We start from the raw sequence: 22145 nt of genomic DNA, 5'->3' as shown, positions 1-22145 counted from the left end.
GCCCGGGAATCACCATTGCCCAGATCCGTCACGGGACCTTCCATGTCTTCATCCTCATCCAAACCTTCCCGCCTTGCCCACCACCATGCGGTCGCTGCTGCCATCGCACTGCTGGCCCTGCAGCTGCCTCCTGACGCCCAGGCCCAGACAGCGCCGCCCCCGGCCGCCAGCACCGACTTCCACATCCCCGCCCAGCCGCTGGATCTGGCACTGACCCATCTGGCCCGCCAGGCCGGCCTGCAATTGCTGGCCGCGCCCGAGCTGGTGCAGGGACGCAGGGCACCAGCCGTGGAAGGGCGCCTGAGCACGGCCTCCGCCGTGGCCCGGCTGCTGCGCGGCAGCGGGCTGGAAGGCTATGTGAGTCAGGGCACGCTGGTGGTGGGAAAGCCCGCCGGCACCGTCGCCCTGCCCGAAGTCACGGTATCCGCCGTGGGCGAGACCACGACTACCGAAGGCTCGGGCTCCTACACCACGGGGCTGATGAGCACCTCCACCAAGCTGCCGCTGTCCATCCGCGAGACACCCCAGTCCCTCACCGTGGTCACACGCCAGAAGATGGACGACCAGGGCATGCTGTCCATCGACGACGTGGCCAACAGCGCCACCGGCATCACCATCAACCGCTGGAGCGACGACCGGGCGCGCTATTTCTCGCGCGGCTTCGTGATCGGTTCCTTCCTGCAGGACGGTGTGCCCGTCTCGTATGAAACCGATACCTCCACCTACGACGCCATGGCCATGTACGACCACGTGGAAGTGGTGCGCGGCCCCACGGGGCTGATGACGGGCGTGGGCGATCCTTCGGGCACGATCAATTTCGTGCGCAAGCGCGCGCCGCGCACCACCCAGCGCTCGGTCACCCTGCGCGGCGGCAGCTGGAACCAGGCCGTGGGCGAGATCGATGTGGGAGGAGCCTTCAACGAGGACGGCTCGGCACGCGGGCGCGTCGTGGCCTCGCTGCAGTCGCGCGACCACTTCGTCGACGGCTACAGCAGCAAGCGCCAGCTGCTGTACGGCACCACCGAGTTCGACCTGGGCCGTGACACCACGCTGAGCGTGGGCGGCTCCTATGTCAACGAAGACAACCCCGGCTCGCAATGGATGGGCGTGCCCATGGGCTTCGATGGATCCTTCCTCGGCATACCGAGGTCGCAGCGCTTCTCGCCTTCGTGGAGCAAATGGGACAAGAAGGAAGTCAGCCTCTTTGCCGACCTGGAGCGCCGCTTCGACAGCGGCTGGAAAGCCAGGCTGGCCGCCCGCGCCCTGCAGGCCAAGTCCGCACTGGACGGCGCCTACCTGGTCTCGGGCGGCCTCGACGAACTGGGCCGCACGCGCTACGACGTGGCTGGCGGCGTGTACGACTACGACAAGCGCCAGCTCAGCCTGGATGCCTCGGCCCAGGGCCCCGTGCGCCTGTTCGGCCGCGAGCACGACCTGGCCTTCGGTGTCAGCCGCCGCACCATCCGCTGGAGCGACCAGGGCTACAGCTACCTGTCGCCCACCGGTGAGTGGCTGATCGCCAATGGCGTCGATCCCACCACCTGGAACCCGGACTCGCTGGACCGGTCCACAATGCTGGCCGAAGACCTGTGGACCCGCCGCCAGAAGACCACGCTGACCTCGGCCTACGCCACGGGCCGCTTCCTGCTGGCCGAGCCGCTGAACCTGATCGCCGGTGCACGCCTGGATTGGTATGACTTCACCAACGCCCAGCGCCAGGGCAGCTGGAGCCGCGAACGCGAATTCAGCGAGAAAGCCCGCGCCACCCCCTATGTGGCGCTGACCTATGACATCAACAAGACCTACTCGGCCTATGCCAGCTACACCAGCATCTTCCGACCACAGGATTTTCTCGATGTCTCGGGCAGCATGCTGCCGCCGGTGGAAGGCCGCAATTTCGAGCTGGGCCTCAAGGGCAGCTATCTGGACGACCGCGTGAACCTGGCCGTTGCCGTGTTCAACACCACGCAGGACAACCTGCCCCAGGCCATTACGGACATCAACTCCTGCACGGTGAAGACCAATTGCTACCGCTCCGTCGGCAAGGTCAGGAGCAAGGGGCTGGACGTGGACATCAGCGGCGAGATCCTGCCGCGCCTGAATGCCGGTTTTGGCTACACCTTCACCCAGGCCCAGATCGCCAGCGACAGCACCGAAGGCGTCAAGGGTGCGCCCTATGCCAGCTACACGCCGCGCCACCAGCTCAAGCTGTCCGCCATGTACCACCTGGGCGGCGAGCTGGGCGCATGGCGCGCGGGCGGCGGCCTGCGCTACCAGACCCGCACCACGTCCGAGTCGCTGACCAGCGCTGAGGGCTATGTCATCCGACAACCGGCCTATGCTGTGACCGACCTGGTGGTCGGCTGGCGCGTGAACCAGCAACTGGACCTGCAGGTGAACATCAGCAACCTGTTCGATCGTCGCTATTTCGAGACTCTGGGCACAAACAACGGCGGCAACTATTTCGGCCTGCCGCGCAAGGTTCTGCTGACCGCGCGATACCAGTTCTGACCCGCCAATGAAAATGCCCCGCCAGTGGCGGGGCATGGAAGAAAGTGTGAAGTGCGCCGATAAGCCGGATTCTGTGCACAACGGTTGCCCGCCATGTGACCGCCATTAATCTTGGCCATCAGTCGCCCGATGGCTCGGTGCTACCTACCCGCACACTCCGGGGGCCCCGTCAACGTGTGCCTACTTGGTATTGCTGCGCGTAGAGATTGCCCGTTTCACCCTGGTTGGTCTGCCTTGCGGCACTCCTGCCAGACTCGTCTCTGTTGCTCTGATCCTCACCTCACGGTGGACAGCTGTTAGCTGCTACGCCGCCCTATGCAGTCCGGACGTTCCTCCAGTACGGCCTTTCGGCACTTGTACCAGCGGCGGTCTGGCGCACTTCACGGCGCGCATTATCCCGCGTTCAGAAAGAACTTGCACAGAACTCGCGCCTGAACTGCTCGGGAGGCAGGCCGGACTCGCGCTGGAACATGGCAATAAAGGCCGAGGGCGTGCTGTAGCCCAGATCGTAGGCGATCTGCTGCACGGTGTGGCCGGCCTCCAGCGCGTCGATGGCCTGCAGATAACGCATGCGCTGGCGCCATTCGCCCAGACTCATGCCCAGCTCGCGCTGGCAGTGGCGTGCCAGCGTGCGCTCCGTCATGTGCACGGTCTCGGCCCATTCGGCCAGGCTGCGGTGGTCGTCGGGGCGCGACTGCATGGCGTCCAGCACCTGCACCAGCGCGGGATGCCGGGCCACGGGCAGAAAGCTCAGCTCCAGCGGCGTGGCTCGTAACTGGTCATGCACCACCCGGGCCAACCGCAGATCGGCGTCCGTCACCGGGATCTGCACGCCTCGGGCACCGAAGTCCGCGAGCACGGCCTTGACGATGGGTCCCAGGCGCATGCAGCCCGCCGTCTGCGGCAGGTCCGCACACAGATCAGGGGCCAGATAGACGGAGCGGTACTGCACCGCATGCTGCAGATAGCAGCTGTGCACCACGCCCGGCGGAATCCACACTCCGTGCTGCGGCGGGCACAGGATATGACCCGTGGGCACATCCATGTTCAGGCTGCCGTGGGCCGCATAGTTCAGATGCCCCCAGCGGTGGCTGTGCGGCGGAGCCTCGCTGTGTTCGCCGAACTCGTCATAGCGGAAGTAATAGCTGCCAGGCACTTTGTCGGTGTCCAGTATCTGTACGGCATACCGCTTGGCGGCCGGGCCGGGAGTCGGGGCAGAGGCAGGCATGGGTTCGTCCGGCTTGAGTTATGAAATGTCTGAAATCAGCAATGCGCTTCAAATACGTCAAGCGCATCATAAGCACCTCAAGGAGTTTCATATGGGTGCATACCTATTACCACTGGGCGCGGTGCTGATCTGGTCGGTCAACACCGTGGTCAGCAAGCTGGCCGCAGACAGCATTAGCGCGGCCGAGATCGGGTTCTTTCGCTGGCTGGTGGCCGCCGTGCTGTTCACGCCCTTCGTCCTGCCCTCGATCTGGCGCCAGCGCGCCGACATCAAGCCCCTGCTACCACGGATCGTCGTGCTGGGCGTGCTGGGCATGGTCATCTACCAAAGCCTGGCCTATTACGCCGCCCACTTCACCACGGCCACGCACATGGGCATCATCGGCTCGCTCACGCCCATGCTGGTGCTGGCCCTGGCCGTGTTCATGCTGGGCCAGCCGCTGACGCATGGCGGCATCTGGGGCTCATTGCTGGCGATCCTGGGAGTCGCGCTGGTGGTTTCATCGGGCCGGCTCAGCCATCTGGCTTCCGAGGGCCTGAACCTGGGCGACGCCATGATGTTCCTGGCCATGCTGGCCTATGCGGTCTACAACATCCTGCTCAAGCGCTGGCCCATGCCGCGCCTGGCCACGGTGCAGCTGCTGTATCTGCAGGTGCTGGTTGCCGTAGTCGTGCAGTTCCCGCTCTATCTCTTCTCGCCCAAGACCGGGCTTGACGCCAGCAACCTGCCGCTGGTCGGCTACGCCGGCATCATGGCCTCCATCGCCGCACCGCTGCTGTGGATGAAGGCGGTGCAGACGCTGGGGCCCGGGCGATCGAGCATGTTCTTCAATCTGATCCCCGTATTCACCGCCCTGATCGCGGCATTCGCCCTGAACGAGCCCCTGGCGGCCTACCATGCCGTGGGCGGCATCATGACGATTGCCGGTCTGCTGCTGGCCGAGCTGTGGAAGGCCCCGCTGCGCGCGCGTCCCGCCTTGGCCTGCGGTGCTAAAGCAGCAGATTGAGAATCGCGTAGCTCATCAGCGACAGCAGACTCACCACGAACACCAGCATGACCCAGGGGCCCCAGCGCTGCTCGCGCCAGGAAAAACCGACCAGCAGGCCTACGCAGCAGGCCCCCAGCAGCACCAGAATTGTGTTGAACGTGAGCAAGAACAGTCCTCCCTCAAACAGACTTTGCCCCATTGTTCCCGATTGCAGGCCCCAGGGGAAACACCATCGCCCCTAGGCTTGATGTGAATCAATCGCCAATCCCCGACACCAGGCGCAGACCGGGGTTTTGAGCGGACGGCAGCGCGATCGGGTACGCATGACCCCTAGGGTTTTCCCGTGCTTTATCGGTGCACGCCTGCCTCATGCCGGTGCAAAGCCCGCACCACCTCTGCTCATAAGAATTTGCATTCAGGGCCGCTCAGAATTTCTTGTTGGACAGCCCCTCGCTGCCTTTCGATACTGCCGCCACAGGAACACCGGCCCGCGCCGCATTCCACTGTTCCAAGACACACAGGAGCGCCGGCAAAAGCGCCCCATGTGCCCGCTGCACTTTCGCATACAGGAGACTCCCCATGAGCAGCCCGGCTTCCGCCACCCACCCTCTTGCCGGCCATGCCGGTGCGCACGCGCACCCCGACATGGACGCCACCTACCGCAAGATCACCTGGCGCCTGATCCCCTTTCTGGTCTTTCTCTTTGTCCTGGCCTGGATAGACCGCGTCAACGTCGGCTTCGCCAAGCTGCAGATGCTGCAGGACCTGCAGTTCAGCGAGGCTGTCTACGGCCTGGGCGCCGGCATCTTCTTTATCGGCTATTTCCTGTTCGAAGTGCCCAGCAATCTGCTGCTGGAGAGGATCGGCGCACGCAAGACGCTGGCGCGCATCACCATCCTCTGGGGCGCGGCTTCCATGGCCATGGCCTATGTGACCACGCCCACCATGTTCTATGTGCTGCGCTTCATCCTGGGCGTGGTCGAGGCGGGCTTCTTCCCCGGCGTGGTGCTGTATCTGACCTACTGGTTCCCGGCCCGCCACCGCGCGCGCATCAACGGCTTGTTCATGACCTCGTTCGCCATCGCCGGCGCCGTGGGCGGCCCGATCGCGGGCGCCATCATGAACGGCATGCAGGACGTGGGCCATCTGGCCAACTGGCAATGGCTATTCATCCTTGAAGGCATCCCCTCGGTGATCGCCGGCTTCTTCGTGCTGGCCTGGCTGCCCGAGAAACCCGAGAACGCCAAGTGGCTGAGCGCCGCCGAGCAGCGCGCCGTCAGCGCCGCCGTGGCCCAGGAGAGTCAGCAAGGCCACAAGCAGCATTCCTTCGCCGACGCCTGCCGCAACTACCGTGTCTGGCTGTGTGCCGCCGTGTACTTCTGCATCGTCAGCGGCAACGCCACGATCGCCTTCTGGTCACCGTCCATCATCAAGGAGATCGGCATCCAGAACAATCTGCAGATCGGCCTGATCTCGGCCATTCCCTTCCTGGCCGGCACGCTGGCCATGGTCTGGAACGGCATGCATTCGGACAAGACCGGCGAGCGCCGCATGCACAGCGCCATCCCCGCGCTCATCGCCGCCACAGGCCTGATCCTGACCGGCATGTTCCTGCACGACGCCGTGCTGGCCCTGTGCGCGCTGACGCTGGCCTCCGTCGGCATCCTCGCTGCCTTCCCCGTGTTCTGGTCCATTCCCTCGGCCTTTCTGGCCGGCACGGCGGCCGCTGGCGGCATCGCCCTCATCAACTCCATCGGCAACCTGGCCGGCTTTGTGGCGCCCTACATGATCGGCGCGCTCAAGACCAGCACCGGCTCGCTGTCCTCGGGGCTGTACTTCGTGGCCGCGCTGGAGTTCCTCGCCGCTTTCCTGGTCGTGCTCTTCGTCAAGAAGCAGTGACCGCCTGACGCTGCCTGCGCAGCGCCGCTGTGCGGGGCCCACGGCCCCGCCTCCCCCTTTTTGAGCTTTTCGCCATGCAACTGCAATTCACCACCCCCGAAGGCCAGACCCTGGCCCCCATCTTCGACACCCTGATCGTCGCCGGCTGGGCCGGACGCGACCATGCGGCCATCGAGCACCATATCGAGGAACTGGCCGCGCTCGGCATTCCGCGCCCCAGCGCCGTGCCGCTGTACTACCGCATCGCCAGCAACCAGCTGAGCCAGAGCAGCACGCTGCAGGTGCTGGGCCCGGACTCCTCGGGCGAGGCCGAGGTCTTCGTCTTCAGCCACGGCGGCGAGATGTTCGTGAGCCTGGCCTCGGACCACACCGACCGCAAGCTCGAGGCCTATAGCGTGGCCTTCTCCAAGCAGGCCTGCATCAAGCCCGTGGCCACCCAGGCCTGGCGCTTTGCCGATGTGGCCGGCCACTGGGACGAGCTGATCCTGCGCTCGTGGATCGTGGAGGACGGCCGCGAAGTGCTGTACCAGGAAGGCACGCTGGCCAGCCTGCGCACGCCCCAGGACCTGATCGCGGGCTACACCGGCGGCCAGAGCCAGCTGCCCGAAGGCAGCGGCATGACCTGCGGCACCATGGCCGCCATCGGCGGCATACGCCCTGCCACGCAGTTCGCCATGGAGCTGCATGACCCGCGCAGCCAGCGCAGCATCCGCCACCGCTACCGCAGCGAGCTGCTGGACATCGTCGCCTGAACACGGAGCTACCCATGACTTCAGTCTCTCCCCGCCTGGACCAGGTCTCCGAGCACCTGGCCCAAGGCCAGACCAGCGCCGTACAACTGACCGAGCAGGCCCTGGAGCGCGCCACGCAAGGCGAAGGCCCGCGCGTGTTCACCCGCGTGCTGCGCGAGCAGGCCCTGGCCGAAGCCCGCGCCAGCGATGTGCTGCGCGCGGCCGGCCTGGCGCGCTCGCCCCTGGAAGGCCTGCCCATCTCGGTCAAGGATCTGTTCGACATCGCGGGCCACCCCACGCTGGGCGGCTCCAGACTGCTGGCCGATGCCGCACCCGCCACGCAAACGGCCGAAGTCGTGCAGCGCCTGCGCCGCGCGGGCGCGGTCATCGTGGGCACCACCAATATGACCGAGTTTGCCTACTCGGGCCTGGGGCTGAATCCGCACTACGGCACGCCGCGCAATCCCTGGCAGCGTGATATCGACGGCGGCCGCATTCCCGGCGGATCGTCCTCGGGCGCGGCCATCTCGGTGACCGACGGCATGGCGCTGGCCGCCATCGGCTCGGACACCGGCGGCTCGGTGCGCATTCCCTCGGCGCTGTGCGGCCTGACCGGCTTCAAGCCCACGGCGCGGCGCGTTTCCATGCAGGGCGTGCTGCCGCTGTCTGCCAACCTCGACTCCATAGGCCCGCTGGCGCCCAGCGTGCGCTGCTGCGCCGCGCTGGACGCGGTGCTGTCGGGCGAGCCGCATGGCGAGCTGCACGCGGCCTCGCTGCAGGGCCTGCGCCTGCTGGTGCCCACGAATGTGGTGCTGGACGGCATGGACAGCGCCGTGGCCGCGGCCTGGCAGCGCGCGCTGTCGCTGCTGTACGCGACCGGCGTGCAGATCACCGAGGCCGTGGTGCCGCCCTTCTCCGAGCTTGCGCAGATCAATGCCAAGGGCGGCTTCACCGCCGCCGAGGCCTGGGCCTGGCACCGCAGCCATATCGACGGCGCCGGCCGCCTGGCCGAATACGATCCGCGCGTGGGCACACGCATTCTGCGCGGCAAGGACATCAGTGCGGCCGACTATATCGAGCTGCTGGCACTCCGCCAGCAGTGGATTGCCCGGGTCCAGGCGCAGATGGCCGATCACGACCTGATGCTCATGCCCACGGTGCCCGTGATCGCGCCCAAGATTGCCGAGCTTGAGGCCAGCGACGAAGCCTATTTCGCGGCCAACGGGCTGATGCTGCGCAATCCCACGCTGATCAACTTCCTCGACGGCTGCGCGGTGTCCCTGCCCTGCCACCGCGCGGGTGAAGCGCCCGTGGGCCTGAGCCTGGCCGGCACGGCCGGTCAGGACCAACGCCTGCTGTCGGTGGCACTGGCCGTCGAGGCTTTGCTCGCCCAAGCCTGATTGCTGAGCAAAAATAGGAGCTGCTAGCGCTTGACTGCAATCTATTTCAGACAGAAAACACTCTGAAATCGATAGGCAACAGGCGGTAGCAGCTCCTTTTTTGTTCAGTACCAGATACTCAAGCCTGCACGGCGGGTCTTGACATCGGCGCAAGCTGTGCCCGCTCCTGGCCTGCGCAATTCCTGCACTTTATGCGTCCCCTGCCAGACGGGTTCCCGGCAGCCGCGCCACGGCCTGGCCGTGGTTCAGCGCAAAGGCCGTGGCCACCTCTTCGGCGGCGCGCACCACGGTTTCGGCCAGCGGGTTTTGGTGATCGTTGCGCCAGCAGGCCACCAACGGCAGCGAAGGAAACTCGCGATCCACGCGCAGCAGGCGCAGGCGCTGCTCGGCCAGCTCGCGCTGGATGATGGCCGGCGGCACGGCCGCCACGCCCAGGCCGTCGCAGACCACGCGGATCATGGTCGCCACAGAAGCAATGCAGTTCATGTGCGGCGAGGCGCTGCCTTCGGCGCTGAACAGTTGCTCGATCACCGCATACGGCTCTGAACCGCGCGCAAAGCTCATGATGGGAAAAGCCGCCAGCTCGGCCAGGCTCAGGGTCTCGTCGCCTATGCCCAGCTTGGGGCTGCCCACCCAGGCCATGGCGAACTCGCCCAGCGACAGATTGGCGATGGCACCACCGGAGACGGGCTTGGCCTGCAGCGAGACATCGAGCTGGCCCTTGAGCAGCTGCTCCGACATATGGATGGTGGTGTCGCAGGCGATCTCCACCTGCAGGCGCGGATAGCGCTGCTGCAGCAGCGCGAGAAAGTCGGGGAACCAGCTGTGCACGATGGATTCGATGGCGCCGATGCGGATCACGCCCGCATAGGCCTGCTTGTCCAGCATGTCCTCGCGCATCTCGCGCATCAGCCTGAGCATGCGCTCGGCATGCACCAGGGCCTTGGCGCCGTCGGCCGTGAGCGTGACCTCGCGCACGCCGCGATCGAACAGGCGCACGCCGAACTCCTGCTCCAGCGTGGCAATGCGGCTGGAGACGGCAGCCTGTGTGGTGAACAGCCGCTCGGCCGTCATGCGGAAGTTGCGCAGCTCGGCCAGCAGCACAAAGGTTTCCAGAAACCGTAGATTCATGGGTCGATGTTAATCATCGACCGCGGCCTTGCCCACTTTTCGGGTCATATCGATATAGCCCATTCGCAGAACGCTTGCGTGCACAATGCTCTGTGTCTGCGCAGACAACCTGCGCTGCGATCCACTGTCCCACCATCCCTTATTCGCGGAGGTCCGATGAGAGCTGACAACATTCTGCAAACGATTGGCGACACGCCCGTCATTCACATCAACCGTCTGTTCGGCAGCAATACCAACGTCTGGATCAAGTCCGAGCGCAGCAACCCGGGCGGCTCCATCAAGGATCGTATTGCGCTGTCCATGGTGGAAGACGCCGAGAAATCCGGCGCGCTCAAACCCGGTGGCGTCATCATCGAGCCCACCAGCGGCAACACCGGCGTGGGCCTGGCCCTGGTCGCGGCCGTCAAGGGCTACAAGCTGATTCTGGTCATGCCCGAGAGCATGAGCATCGAGCGCCGCCGCCTGATGCTGGCCTATGGTGCATCCTTTGACCTGACTCCCAAGGAAAAAGGCATGAAGGGCGCCATCGCCCGCGCCCAGGAACTGGCCGCCCAGACGCCCGGCTCCTGGATTCCCCAGCAATTCGAGAACCCCGCCAACGTGGCCGTGCATGAGGCCACCACGGCCCAGGAAATCCTGCGCGACTTCCCCGATGGCCTCGATGCCTTCATCACCGGCGTGGGCACGGGCGGTCACCTGTCCGGCGTGGCCAAGGTGCTCAAGGCCAAGTTCCCCAATCTCAAGGTCTATGCAGTGGAGCCGGCCGCATCGCCCGTGATCTCCGGAGGTCAGCCCGCGCCTCACCCCATCCAGGGTATTGGCGCCGGCTTTGTGCCCAAGAATCTGGACGTCAGCCTGCTCGACGGCGTGATTCAGGTGGAGGCCGAGCCCGCACGCGAATACGCGCGCCGCGCCGCTCGCGAGGAAGGCCTGCTGGTCGGCATTTCCTCGGGCGCCACGCTGGCCGCCATTGCCCAGAAGCTGCCCGAGCTGCCAGCCAGTGCCAGGGTGCTGGGCTTTGCCTACGACACGGGTGAGCGCTACCTGTCGGTGGAAGGCTTTTTGCCCAACGCCTGATTGCGCTACGCGCCCTGCTACCACGCCGCACCCAGTGCGGCGTTTTTTTGCCCGCTATACCCGAGCGCGCCAGGCGCTCATCAGGCCCGCACCAATGGCCCATGGCACAAGCGGTCATCAAGTTCGCTTGACACCAATCCGGGGCACTCCCCTACCATGGGGACAAGATATGCCACAAGCATGACACGGGAGAATTTCCATCTTGTTCCGATTTTTTGAAAAGCAGGTTCCACCTTATCCAGCACAGGAGCCCAAGGTCCCGCCCAAAGGTTTTTTTGCCTTTGTCTGGGCCTGTACCCAGGGCATGCGCGGCTGGATTGGTCTGATGACCCTCACCTCGGCACTGCTGGCCGCCTACGAAGCAGTGCTGTTCGCCATCATGGGCCGCGTGGTGGATTGGCTGGGCACGGTCTCGCCCGCCAACTTCTGGGCCGAACAGCAAGCCACGGTGCTTGGCATCGCCACCATCCTGCTCGGCAGCGTGGTGCTGCTGGCCCTGCACACCACCGTCATGCACCAGGTGCTGGCCATCAACTTTCCCATGCGGCTGCGCTGGGTGTTCCACAAGCTGATGCTGGGCCAGAGCATGTCCTTTTATGCGGACGAGTTTGCCGGCCGCATCACCACCAAGATCATGCAGACCGCGCTGTCGGTGCGAGAAGTGGTGTTCATGGTGGTGGATGTGTTTGTGGGCGTGGGCGTCTACATGATCGGCATTCTGATTCTGGCCGCCAGCTTCGAGTGGCGGCTGATGATTCCGTTTGCGCTGTGGTTCATCGCCTATGCCGCCGCCTGCTTCTACTTTGTGCCTCGCCTGGGCCAGATCGGCAAGGAGCAGGCAGATGCGCGCTCCATGATGACGGGCCGCGTCACCGATGCCTATACCAATATCGCCACCGTCAAGCTGTTCGCTCACACGCGCCGCGAAGCCGAATATGCGCGCAATGCCATGGAAGCCTTCAAGGCCACTGGCTATGCGCAGATGCGTCTGGTCAGCCTGTTCGAGATCACCAACCACCTGATGATTGCCCTGCTGCTGCTGGCCAGCGGCGGAACGGCGCTATATCTTTGGACGCAGGCTCAGGCATCTGCGGGCGTGGTGGCGGCCGTGATTGCCATGGCGCTGCGGCTGATGGGTTACTCGCACTGGGTGATGTGGCAGATGACGGGCCTGTTCGAGAACGTAGGCACCATCCAGGACGGCATCACCACGCTGACCAAGCCGCGTACCATCGTCGATGCACCCGACGCCAAGCCGCTGCAGGTCACGCGAGGAGCGATTGCCTTCGAGGATGTGAGCTTTGGCTACAAGGTGGGCGGTAAAAAGGTGCTGGACCATCTGAACCTGCACATCCGTCCCGGCGAGCGCATCGGCCTGATCGGTCGCTCGGGCGCGGGCAAGTCCACGCTGGTCAATCTGCTGCTGCGCTTTCACGAGCCGCAAGGCGGGCGCATCACCATCGACGGCCAGGACATCCGCAGCGTGACGCAGGACAGTCTGCGCAGTGCCATCGGCATGGTGACCCAGGACACCTCGCTGCTGCACCGCTCCATGCGTGACAACATCCTCTATGGCCGACCCGACGCGAGCGAAGCCGAGATGCAGGCTGCTGCCGACAAGGCCGAGGCTTCTGACTTCATCGCCACGCTGACCGACCTCAAGGGCCGCAGCGGCTATGACGCCCAGGTCGGCGAGCGCGGCGTCAAGCTCTCGGGCGGCCAGCGCCAGCGCGTAGCGATTGCACGCGTGATGCTCAAGGATGCGCCCATTTTGCTGCTCGACGAAGCCACCAGCGCGCTGGACAGCGAGGTGGAAGCCGCCATCCAGGAAAGCCTGGACTCGCTGATGGACGGCAAGACCGTGATCGCCATCGCCCACCGCCTGTCCACCATTGCTGCCATGGATCGCCTGATCGTCATGAACGAAGGCCATATCGTGGAAGAAGGCACGCACCAGCAACTGCTGCAGCGCGGCGGCATCTATGCCAAGCTCTGGGCGCACCAGAGCGGCGGCTTCCTGGCCAACCAGGACGAAGCCGTGCAATAGGCCGGTCTTGTCGTGAGTTCAGGCCACAATCGCCCATAGCGCCTGGCACACGGGTGCATACCGCTCATTGCATGAGTGCGCCAGAGATCAGAAGGGGAGCATCGCTCCCCTTTTGCATGCATCCATCCCACACGCGTCAATACGTCTCAGTTCCAGCTTGCAAGAGAATGAGCCTCTGCGCCATGGACCGCATCACAAAGGGGCGCTCTGAACCATTTGCTGGACAGGTTCACCGCACATTCGATGCTCAGTTTGCTGGAGCATGTACTACACACCGCCCCGTTCAAGAGCTGTCAGATGGCTTGTGTCGTTCATGCGACGGCATTGAACGAAGCAGGTCGATGAGGGGCACAGATAATGCGAGACAGCAAGAGGTCAACGCAATGAGCCCCACCTACGGCAAACTGAAACCCATGGATTACGCACAAGCCTCAATGACTTTTGCTCTCAAAGATGGCTCGATCTCCGGAGTTCAGAGCCCAGAGACAGCAGAGCTGATCAGTGCGGAGCGTTTCAGCGAATTCATCAACCACCTCTACGATGCGGCTTCTTTGCCGGAGGCCTGGGTTCCCTGCCTGGAGGTGATTCGCACGCATATGCGCAGCAATTTTGCGGTGCTGATCATCCGCCAGACCGAGGGAGACAATATTGGTTTGACGATCACCGCATCCGGAGGGCTCGAGGGCTTGCTTACGCACGACGTCTACAGCGAGCACAGTCCATTCCTTGGCATGCCCAAGGAGCAATTCAAGACCATTCCCGACCTGATGTCCGAAAACGAATGGCGCAGCAGCGTCTATTACAAGGACTGGTGCCGTGTGCACAATATTTTCCATGTGATGGCTGCCGATATCGTGACCACCGATGGCAGTGTCTACGGCCTGCGGATCACGCGCCCCGAGTCGGAACCGGCCTTCAGTCAGCGGGATCTGGATCTGGGCCGCATGATCATGCCGCACATCCGCCGTGCGCTGAATATGCATCTGGCACTGCACCATGATCGTCAGGTCATGTCGCTGTACAGCACCGTCACGGCTCGCTTGATGGTGGGTGTCGTCATCCTGGACCAGAATGGCCAAGTGCTGGAAAGCAATCCTGCGGCCAAAGGCATTCTCGATGCTCAGGATGGACTCAGGATCTCCGGTGGCATGCTGGAGGCTGAATATGCCAGCGACAACCGAAAGCTCCAGCGACTGGTCAAGGATGCCTTGCTGTCCTCCCTGGCATCCGCGTCCGTCATGACCGAAGGCATCTCGATTGCCCGTCCTTCGGGTCAGCTCAACTGGGGGCTTGTGGTCCAAAGCATTTCCTCGGGTGACAACGCAGAGGCCAAGAGCCGTCCCTGCGTCGCGGTGTTCATGCGCAACACCGATGACAAGGCCGATCCGTCAGCGCACCTGGCCCAGCAGCTGTTTCAGCTCACGTCGGCGGAGACCGCGCTGGTGATACAGCTGACCCACGGCCTGACGCTGGAGGAAGCAGCCAAAGCGCTGGGCATTCGCCTCAATACCGCAAGAGCTCACCTGCGCTCCATCTTCTCCAAGACCGGCGCCCGCCGTCAAAGCGAGCTGGTACGCTTTTTTCTCAATAGCGCTGCCTGGCTGGGAAGCAAGAGCGGCTCCTGATCCTCGCGCGGCAACCGAGTTCCAGGCCTTGAGCGACCTGTACTCATCGCCCTGAAGCAGCAGGGCAGGCAGGACTCCTCAGCGGTCTGAGGGCCGCCAGGGAGCCGCCGCGAAAGCCTCCGTCACCCATTGCTTGAACGCCTTCATGGCGCCCGTGTTGTACTGCCCCGAAGGTCGCAGCAAGTAGATGCCGCCGGCTTCCCCCAATGTCCATTGCGGCAGTATGCGGACCAGCTCTCCAGCATGGATGGAGGGCATGAGGTGCCAGTCACTGCCGGCGATGATGCCCACCCCTTTGATTGCCGCATGAAGCAAGGCTTCGTTGTCGTTGCTGAGGATGGAGCCGCTGACGCGCACTGATTCGGCAACACTGGCGACCTTCTTTCCTGCCGACTGAACCAGTCGCCATTGCGGAAAGTCCAGGAGGCCGGTGTAGCCCAGGCAGTTGTGACGGACGAGATCTGCAGGCCTGTCTGGCGCTTCATGGCGCTCAAGATAGCTGGATGATGCACACAGAAGGCGGTACTGATCGCATAGCCGCGTGGCAACCAGCCGGCTGTCCGCCAGATTGCCGATACGTATGGCGGCGTCAAAACGCTCTCCCACAATGTCCACGATGCGCTCGCTGTACTCCACTTCGAGCGCCACTTCCGGGTAGGCCAGGGAAAAATCCGCCAGCATGGGGCTGATCCACCGCCGCCCCATCGTCGCGGGCATGGACAAGCGCAGGCGCCCCCGTATTTCCTGCGCTCCCTGCGCTGCTTCCTGCTCTGCATCCCGAATCAGATGGGCAGCCTGGCGCAGCTTTTCGACAAGTCGCCAGCCCTCGTTGGTGAAATGCAGCTGGCGCGTGGTGCGCTCCACCAGACGCACGCCCAGTCTTCGCTCGAGCGCCTGCATGCGCTTGGAGAGCACCGAAGGGTGACGCGCCAGCAATCGTCCCGCAGCGGCAAACGAGCCCTGGTCCGCCAGTGCGACCAGCGTGGCGAGCTCATCCGTGTGCTGGCTGTCGAATATCTCCATGGTGTCTATAGCGATTCAGGGGGTGAGGATGATCGAGCCTTGCGAGCGTCCTTGCTCCAGGTCTGCGTGCGCCAGGGCTGCGTCCTTGAGCGCATAGCTTTTCCATATGCGAGGCGTGAGTATGCCGGCTGCGATGGCATCCAACACGTCCTGCGCACGGCTCTGGTACTCCTCTGTCGTTGCCGTATGCGCGGCCAGAGACGGACGGGTCAGAAACAGCGAACCCTTGGCATTGAGCACGCCCACCTCGACGGCTGGCGGCAGGCCCGATGTGGCACCAAACGACACCATCAGCCCTCTGGGTCGCAGGCAGTCCAGCGAAGCCAGGAATGTGTCCTTTCCGATGGAGTCGTAGACCACATCCACCTTTCGGCCCTGCGTGGCCTGCATCACCAGGGATGGCAGTGTCTGCGCATCAAAGACAAACACCTGGTCGCAGCCCGCAGCCTTGGCGCGCTCCACGCTGGCCGGCTTGGAAACGACGCCCAGTACCTGGGCTCCCAGGTGCCTTGCCCAGGCGCACATCAGCTGCCCCAGCGCCCCCGCAGCGCCATAGATCAGTACGCAGCTGCCCTGCTTCACCTGGCCCGTGGTCTTGAGCAGATACTGGGCCGTGATGCCCTTGAACAGGACCGACGCGGCAGCATCATCCGCGAGACTGTCCGGAAGCCGGATCAAACGATCAGCGGGGAACAAGCGCGCACTGGCATACGCGCCCAGCGGCCCGGTTGCGTAGCCGACACGGTCCCCCGACTTCAGGCCCGACACTCCCGAGCCCACGGCTGCCACGGTTCCCGCGCCCTCCAGACCCAGTCCCGAAGGCAATGCAATCGGGACCAGCCCTTTGCGCTGATTGACATCCAGAGGATTGACACCGATGGCGGTCTGCTCGAGCAGAACTTCGCCCGGCCCCGGTGACGGCAGATCCAGCTCTTCGAGCTGCATCACTTCGGGCGCACCTGAGCTGTAGATTCGAATGGCGACAGCCATGGCTTTTCCTTGGGAATGATGAAGAAACCATCGTATTCATGCCATCTGTGTGCATCAACATGAGCGCATGCACATAATAAGTGCATGTGGTGCAGCAATCACCGCATGACGCTCCGTGCTTGGCCGAAGCCACGAAGCGGACTGCCACTGTCACACCGCCAGCTGCGAGACAAGTTAGTTAGTCAACTGAAGAAGAATCCGACGCTTGAAGCGAAAGAAAATTTACAAGAAAGCTTGATCAATGAGCATAGAACTCCCCAAACATGCGCAGCAGCAGGCCATTGCCTCCATAGAACGCTATTTCCGCGAAAACATGGACGAACCCATAGGCAATATGCAATCCGGTGCCCTGCTGAATTTCTTTCTCGCGGAAATAGGCCCCAGCATCTACAACCGTGCCGTGGCCGATGTGCAGGAAAACCTGCAGGCCAGGCTGCAGGAGCTGGACTATGAAGTCGGCAAGGAAGAATTCAGCTACTGGACGGCCAAGCGCACAGGCAAGCGCTGAAATGACTCCAGCCAGACGCCTGCAAGCAGCTCTGCGGCCAGACCAGCCGGCACCGACTGCGGCGGCGTTGGAGAAACTGGCTCATGCCCTCAGGGATGAAGGCATGAGCCAGGCCGCGCTCTATCGCCTGTTCCAGGCCGAGCATGCGCGCTCGGACCTCGATGAACCGCGTCTGGAAGCACTGGCCGGGATCATGGACCTGATCTGGGGTGGCGGCTGGGCCAAAGGCCATGCCTTGTTCGAACAGGAGCTGTCGCAAGCACGGCTGGACAGCGAGTAAGACGGGGCCGGCTGGCATACCATCGCCGCATGCGTCTTCTCCATACCTCCGACTGGCATCTGGGTCAGCACTTCATGGGCCGCAGCCGCCAGACCGAGCATCAGGCCCTGATCGACTGGCTGCTCACCCAGGTCCAGACCCATTCCGTGGATGCCGTGCTGATCGCCGGCGACATCTTCGACACCGGAGCCCCGCCCAGCTATGCGCGCGAGCTGTACAACCAGCTCATCGTGCGCCTGCACGACGCAGGCGCGGCCTTGCTGATACTGGCGGGCAATCATGACTCGGTCAGCGTGCTCGATGAAAGCCGCGAGCTGCTGTCTTACCTGGGCGCCCAGGTGGTCAGCTCGACCGGTGATGAGGCACGGCATGTCGTCACGCTACCGCAGCGTGGCACAGCGCGGGAGCCTGGCTGTATCGTCTGCGCCCTGCCCTTCATCCGCCCGCGTGATGTGCAGCAAAGCCAGGCCGGACAAAGCGCGCAGGACAAGCAGCAGGCACTGCAAACCGCGATTGCGTCCACCTACCAGCGCGTATATGCCGCAGCCCTGCAACAGCAACAGGCGATGCAGGCCAGCCAGGGCGAACGGCTGCCCATCATTGCCACCGGCCATCTGACCACGGTGGGTGCCAGCAGCAATGAATCGGTGCGTGAAATCTATGTGGGCGCACTGGAGGCCTTTCCGACCAATGCCTTCCCGCCGGCCTGCTATATCGCTCTTGGCCATATCCACAAGCCGCAGCTCGTAGGCGGACTCGATCACATCCGCTACAGCGGCTCTCCCATCGCGCTTGGCTTTGACGAAGCCAGGCAGACCAAGCAGGTACTGCTGGTGGACCTGAATGCCGACGGGCTGCAGACCGTCACCGCCCTGCCCGTGCCGGTGTTTCAGCCCATGGCCTCCATCACCGGCAGCCTGGCGCAGATGCCTGCCTTGCTGGAATCTGCCTCGACCCAGGTACAAGCCGATCGGCCGGTCTGGCTGGAGGTGACGGTACAGGAAGACGACTACCTGTCCGACCTCACGGCGCGCGTGCAGGCCATGGCCGAGTCACTGCCCGTGGAGATTCTGCGCATCAAGCGCCAGCGCGGCCAGGCTGCGGCACAGCTGTCCGGCGAGGCCCGCGAGTCGCTGGATGAACTCACCCCGCTCGATGTGTTTTCACGCCGACTGGCCCAGGAGAGCCTGGAGCCCCCACTGCAATCGGCGCTGACCGAGCGCTATCGACAGGTGCTGCGCGGCCTCCACGACGAGCAAGGAGCAGCGGCATGAGAATTCTCAAGCTGCGCCTGAAGAACCTGAATTCGCTCAAGGGCGAGTGGAACGTGGACTTCACAGTCGCCCCCTTTGCCGACAACGGCCTGTTTGCCATCACCGGACCCACGGGCGCGGGCAAGTCCACGCTGCTCGATGCCATCTGCCTTGCGCTCTACCACCAGACGCCACGCCTCGACACCATCAGCGGCAGCAACGACATCATGACGCGCCACACCGGCGAGTGCGAAGCCGAGGTGGAGTTCGAAGTCAAAGGTGTGGCCTACCGCGCCTTCTGGAGTCAGCGCCGCGCGCGCGGCAAGCCGGACGCAGCCCTGCAAGCACCCAGGGTGGAGCTGGCACTGGTGGCGGACGGCAGCATACTCACCACCCACATCAAGGACAAAGCCCGGCGCATCGCAGAGATCACCGGGCTGGACTTTGCGCGCTTTACCAAGTCCATGCTGCTGGCCCAGGGCGGCTTTGCCGCCTTTCTGCAGGCCACGGCCAATGAGCGCGCCGAGCTGCTCGAAGAACTGACCGGCACCGATATCTACGGTCGCATCTCGCAGTCCGTTTTCGAAAGAGCGCGCGACGCCCGCCAAGCCCTGGAAAAGCAACAGGCCCAGGCACAGGGCATGCAACTGCTGGATGCAGGCACACGCGAGCAGCTACAGTCCCAGGCGGCACTGCTGCAGACCGGCTTGACGGATCTGCAGGCACGCCACCAGCAACTGCAAACCGTACAACGCTGGCAGGCACAGACCATGCAGGCCATGGAGGAGGTTGAGCAGGCACGCAATGCACAAGCAAACGCCCAGCAAGCGCTGAGTGATGCAGCACAAGATTTGCTGCGCCTGCAGGCCCACGGACCTGCGCAGGCAATCCAGCCCATGCACCATCGCTGGCAGCTGGCACAAGACCAGCAAAGCGAACAGGCCGCGCAATTGCAGCAACTGCATACCCTGCGGCTGCAAGCCCAAAGCGCGCAATGGCATCAACACCAACAGGCCCGGCAACTGGCTGACGATCAGCTGCAGCAGTCAAGGCTGCAGCTGCAGTCTGCACAGGCCCGGCAGGCCGACTTGACGGCATGGCTGCAAGCCCATGCCAGCCGCGCCATGCTGGGTGAAAACCTCAGCGGCTGGCGCGAGCAGCTGCAGCAAGGCCAGCAACTGCAACGGCAAACCATCCAGACAGAAGGCCAGATGACGCAGCTGCAGAAGCTCGCCCGGCAACTGCAGCAGCAAGCAGACGCACAGACGCAGCAATCCACGCAGTCGACACGGCAAGTCTCCCAGACGCTGCAACAGCAGCAGGCCGCAGAGCAAGCCCTGCAGCAGCAGCTGACCACGCACGGCAGCCTGCCTCAGCTGCGCAGCCACTGGCAAAACGCAGAGCGCCAGCTGCATCACTGGCAGCAGTTGCAGGAACATGCCGAACTGCGCCAGCCCCTGGACGTGCAGCAGCAGCGCAATTCGCAGGCGCTGAGCTCCGTTGATTCCCGCATTCAGGAGCAGCTGGCGCAACGCGATGACTTGCGTGCGCAGTACAAGGCTCTCAAGGAAAAGGTGGCCGACAAGCAAGCCCTGCTTGACCAGGAGCGCCTCATCCAAAGCCTGCAAGAGCACCGCGCTGCGCTGCAGCCCGGAGATGCCTGCCCGCTGTGCGGGTCTCAGGATCACCCAGCCATCACCGAATACGCGGCGCTGGATGTATCAGCCACAGCCGCTGCGCTGCAGCAGGCACAGAGCGAACTCGAGTCGCTGCAGCGCCAGGGCGAGCAGCTGAACACCGCGCTGGCCACTGCCCAGGGCCAGCGGCAGCAGCAGCAGGAGCAGCACCAGGCCATTGCCCAGCAGATTGAAAAATGGCTGTCACGCTGGGCTGACTTGCGCGCGCAGAGCGCAGTGCCGCTGGATGAGGCGGCATGGCAGCAGCCCGAAGCACTGCGCACCGCTTGCGCTGAAGCCGGGCAGCAGAGTGTGCAGCTACAGCAGAACCTGGCCGATGCCGAAACTGCCGAACGCCAGCTGCAACAGTCCAAGGACGCCTGCCAGGCGGCTGTGCAACACCAGCAGCAGATCGAGCATGCACAGGCCAGCACCCGGCAGGCTCTGCAGAGCAATCTGACGCAGCAGGAGCAGACCGCTCAGGCACTGCAAGCCTTGATGCAGCAGGCCGGCGGCCTGCAAACTCGCTTGCAGCTTGCCCTGCAGACGGCATGCTACGCATTGCCCGAGAGCGCAGACACCGCAGACTGGCTGGATGCGCGTCAGCAGGAATGGCAGCAATGGCAGCGCCAGCAACAGGCAATGCAAGAGCTGACCCAGCAGATCGACCTTCTGCAACGCCAGGTCGAACAAGCCGCGCAAGATGCCGAGCACTGGCTGCAACGCAGCCAGGCCCTGCCTGACATGTCCGCCGACGCCACCGCCTATACAGTGCCAGCCGCCGCCACGCTGCAGGACTGCAGAGTTCTGCTCGAACAAACAGCGCAGCAACTGGCCAGGCTGCAAGGTCAGGCAAGCCAGGCACAAGCCACGCTTGAGCAGCTGCAGCAATCGACGCGGCAGGCCCAGGCCGAATGGCAGCAGGCGCTGCAGGCCAGCCCGTTCTCCGACGAAGCGCAGTACACCGCAGCCCTGCTGTCCGATGCCGAACAGCAAGGTCTGCAGGCACTGAGCAACCAGCTTCAGGGCGCGGCACAACGCGCAGCCGCCTTGCAGGCAGACGCCAGCCAGCGCCTGACCGCACTGCAAGCACAGGCGCTCAGCGATGAAGCACCCGAAACCATTACCGAGCAAATTACCCAGCTGGAGACCGAACGCGCCCAGCAAGCCGAGCAACTGGGCGCCCACCGCGCCCGCCTCAAAGATGACGATGACCGCCGCGCGGGCCAGCAAGCCTTGCTGGCCCGGATTGCCGAGCAGGAACAGGACAGCGATCTCTGGCAACACCTGGACAGCCTGATAGGCTCCGCCAGAGGCGACAAGTTCCGCAAGTTCGCACAGGGGCTGACGCTGGATCATCTGCTGCATCTGGCCAACCGACACCTGGAGCGCCTGCACGGTCGCTATCTGCTGCGGCGCAAGCCCACTGGCGAGCTGGAGCTGGACATTGTGGACGGCTGGCAGGGCGATGTGGCGCGCGACACGCGCACGCTCTCGGGCGGCGAGGCCTTTCTCGTCAGCCTGGCACTGGCACTGGCACTGTCCGATCTGGTCAGCAGCAAGACCTCGATCGATTCGCTATTCCTCGACGAAGGCTTCGGCACGCTGGACGGCGATACGCTGGAGATGGCCCTCGCCGCGCTCGATGCACTCAACGCCAGCGGCAAGATGATTGGCGTCATCAGCCATGTGGAAGCACTCAAGGAGCGCATTCCGGCGCAGATCCGCGTGGAAAAAGCAGCCGGAATCGGCTACTCCAGACTGGTGATCTGAAGCCT

General features: G+C 64.1%; 17 protein-coding genes and 1 other RNA gene. 12 read left to right on the top strand and 6 right to left on the bottom strand.

Features of this window, described 5'->3' with window-relative positions:
* Positions 1–42 precede the first annotated feature (42 nt).
* The gene (locus EIC84_RS10345; RefSeq protein WP_003070800.1) at positions 43–2511 is read left to right on the top strand and encodes a TonB-dependent siderophore receptor; all 2469 of its coding nucleotides are present in this window, start codon (positions 43–45) and stop codon (positions 2509–2511) included.
* A gap of 44 nt (positions 2512–2555) precedes the next feature.
* On the opposite strand, the gene rnpB is transcribed toward EIC84_RS10345, so the two are convergent.
* Both rnpB and EIC84_RS10335 read right to left on the bottom strand, forming a co-directional pair.
* Positions 2556–2893, bottom strand: an RNA gene (gene rnpB, locus EIC84_RS10340) — RNase P RNA component class A.
* 21 nt (positions 2894–2914) lie between these two features.
* The gene (locus EIC84_RS10335; protein ID WP_003070803.1) at positions 2915–3739 is read right to left on the bottom strand and encodes a helix-turn-helix domain-containing protein; all 825 of its coding nucleotides are present in this window, start codon (positions 3737–3739) and stop codon (positions 2915–2917) included.
* Positions 3740–3830: 91 nt separating this feature from the next.
* Here EIC84_RS10335 and EIC84_RS10330 point away from each other — a divergent pair, with 91 nt between their 5' ends.
* Complete coding sequence (locus EIC84_RS10330; RefSeq protein WP_034363475.1) at positions 3831–4745, top strand: DMT family transporter; 915 nt, start codon at positions 3831–3833, stop codon at positions 4743–4745.
* Here the strand turns inward: EIC84_RS10330 and EIC84_RS10325 are convergent.
* On the bottom strand, positions 4729–4893 hold the full coding sequence (locus EIC84_RS10325; RefSeq protein ID WP_237704523.1) for a hypothetical protein: 165 nt from the start codon (positions 4891–4893) through the stop codon (positions 4729–4731). The genes EIC84_RS10330 and EIC84_RS10325 overlap by 17 nt on opposite strands.
* 413 nt (positions 4894–5306) lie before the next feature.
* On the opposite strand from EIC84_RS10325, the gene EIC84_RS10320 reads away from it, so the two are divergent.
* From EIC84_RS10320 to EIC84_RS10310, 3 genes are all read left to right on the top strand, one after another.
* A complete protein-coding gene (locus EIC84_RS10320) occupies positions 5307–6626 on the top strand; it encodes an MFS transporter (protein WP_003070808.1) in 1320 nt (439 codons plus the stop codon).
* A 74-nt stretch (positions 6627–6700) separates the two neighbouring features.
* Positions 6701–7378 carry a DUF2848 domain-containing protein gene (locus tag EIC84_RS10315; protein WP_003070810.1) on the top strand — a complete coding sequence of 226 codons (678 nt, stop codon included), beginning with the start codon at positions 6701–6703 and terminating at the stop codon, positions 7376–7378.
* A gap of 14 nt (positions 7379–7392) precedes the next feature.
* Positions 7393–8757, top strand: coding sequence for an amidase (locus EIC84_RS10310; RefSeq protein WP_134737310.1), 1365 nt, complete (start codon positions 7393–7395; stop codon positions 8755–8757).
* Positions 8758–8946: 189 nt separating this feature from the next.
* Here EIC84_RS10310 and EIC84_RS10305 read toward each other — a convergent pair whose 3' ends face one another.
* Complete coding sequence (locus tag EIC84_RS10305; RefSeq protein WP_003068150.1) at positions 8947–9888, bottom strand: LysR family transcriptional regulator; 942 nt, start codon at positions 9886–9888, stop codon at positions 8947–8949.
* Positions 9889–10044: 156 nt separating this feature from the next.
* Between EIC84_RS10305 and cysK the strand changes: the two genes are divergently transcribed.
* From cysK to EIC84_RS10290, 3 genes are all read left to right on the top strand, one after another.
* Complete coding sequence (gene cysK / locus EIC84_RS10300) at positions 10045–10965, top strand: cysteine synthase A (RefSeq protein WP_003068146.1); 921 nt, start codon at positions 10045–10047, stop codon at positions 10963–10965.
* Between the two features lie 202 nt (positions 10966–11167).
* Positions 11168–13012, top strand: a complete 1845-nt coding sequence (locus tag EIC84_RS10295) for an ABC transporter ATP-binding protein (protein WP_003068144.1) — start codon at positions 11168–11170, stop codon at positions 13010–13012.
* Between the two features lie 383 nt (positions 13013–13395).
* Complete coding sequence (locus EIC84_RS10290; RefSeq protein ID WP_003068142.1) at positions 13396–14637, top strand: hypothetical protein; 1242 nt, start codon at positions 13396–13398, stop codon at positions 14635–14637.
* A 78-nt stretch (positions 14638–14715) separates the two neighbouring features.
* Here the strand turns inward: EIC84_RS10290 and EIC84_RS10285 are convergent, their stop codons facing one another.
* Together EIC84_RS10285 and EIC84_RS10280 are read right to left on the bottom strand one after the other, a co-directional pair.
* Positions 14716–15660 carry a LysR family transcriptional regulator gene (locus EIC84_RS10285; RefSeq protein WP_003068141.1) on the bottom strand — a complete coding sequence of 315 codons (945 nt, stop codon included), beginning with the start codon at positions 15658–15660 and terminating at the stop codon, positions 14716–14718.
* 15 nt (positions 15661–15675) lie between these two features.
* On the bottom strand, positions 15676–16650 hold the full coding sequence (locus tag EIC84_RS10280) for a quinone oxidoreductase (protein WP_003068139.1): 975 nt from the start codon (positions 16648–16650) through the stop codon (positions 15676–15678).
* 241 nt (positions 16651–16891) lie between these two features.
* Here EIC84_RS10280 and EIC84_RS10275 point away from each other — a divergent pair, with 241 nt between their 5' ends.
* The 4 genes from EIC84_RS10275 to EIC84_RS10260 are packed head-to-tail and all read left to right on the top strand — an operon-like array spanning position 16892 to position 22140.
* Complete coding sequence (locus EIC84_RS10275) at positions 16892–17158, top strand: DUF2164 domain-containing protein (RefSeq protein ID WP_003068137.1); 267 nt, start codon at positions 16892–16894, stop codon at positions 17156–17158.
* A gap of 1 nt (position 17159) precedes the next feature.
* Entirely contained in the window at positions 17160–17438 is a 279-nt protein-coding gene (locus EIC84_RS10270) for a hypothetical protein (protein ID WP_003068135.1), read from the top strand.
* Between the two features lie 29 nt (positions 17439–17467).
* Positions 17468–18712, top strand: coding sequence for an exonuclease subunit SbcD (gene sbcD / locus EIC84_RS10265; protein ID WP_003068133.1), 1245 nt, complete (start codon positions 17468–17470; stop codon positions 18710–18712).
* A complete protein-coding gene (locus EIC84_RS10260; RefSeq protein WP_003068131.1) occupies positions 18709–22140 on the top strand; it encodes an SbcC/MukB-like Walker B domain-containing protein in 3432 nt (1143 codons plus the stop codon). Before sbcD ends, EIC84_RS10260 begins: the two co-directional genes overlap by 4 nt.
* Positions 22141–22145 lie beyond the last annotated feature (5 nt).

Source organism: Comamonas sp. A23, assembly GCF_004522605.1.
Classification (GTDB): domain Bacteria; phylum Pseudomonadota; class Gammaproteobacteria; order Burkholderiales; family Burkholderiaceae_C; genus Comamonas; species Comamonas thiooxydans.
The sequence above is the reverse complement of the archived record's forward strand: the minus strand, read 5'-3'. Positions and strand labels throughout refer to the sequence as shown.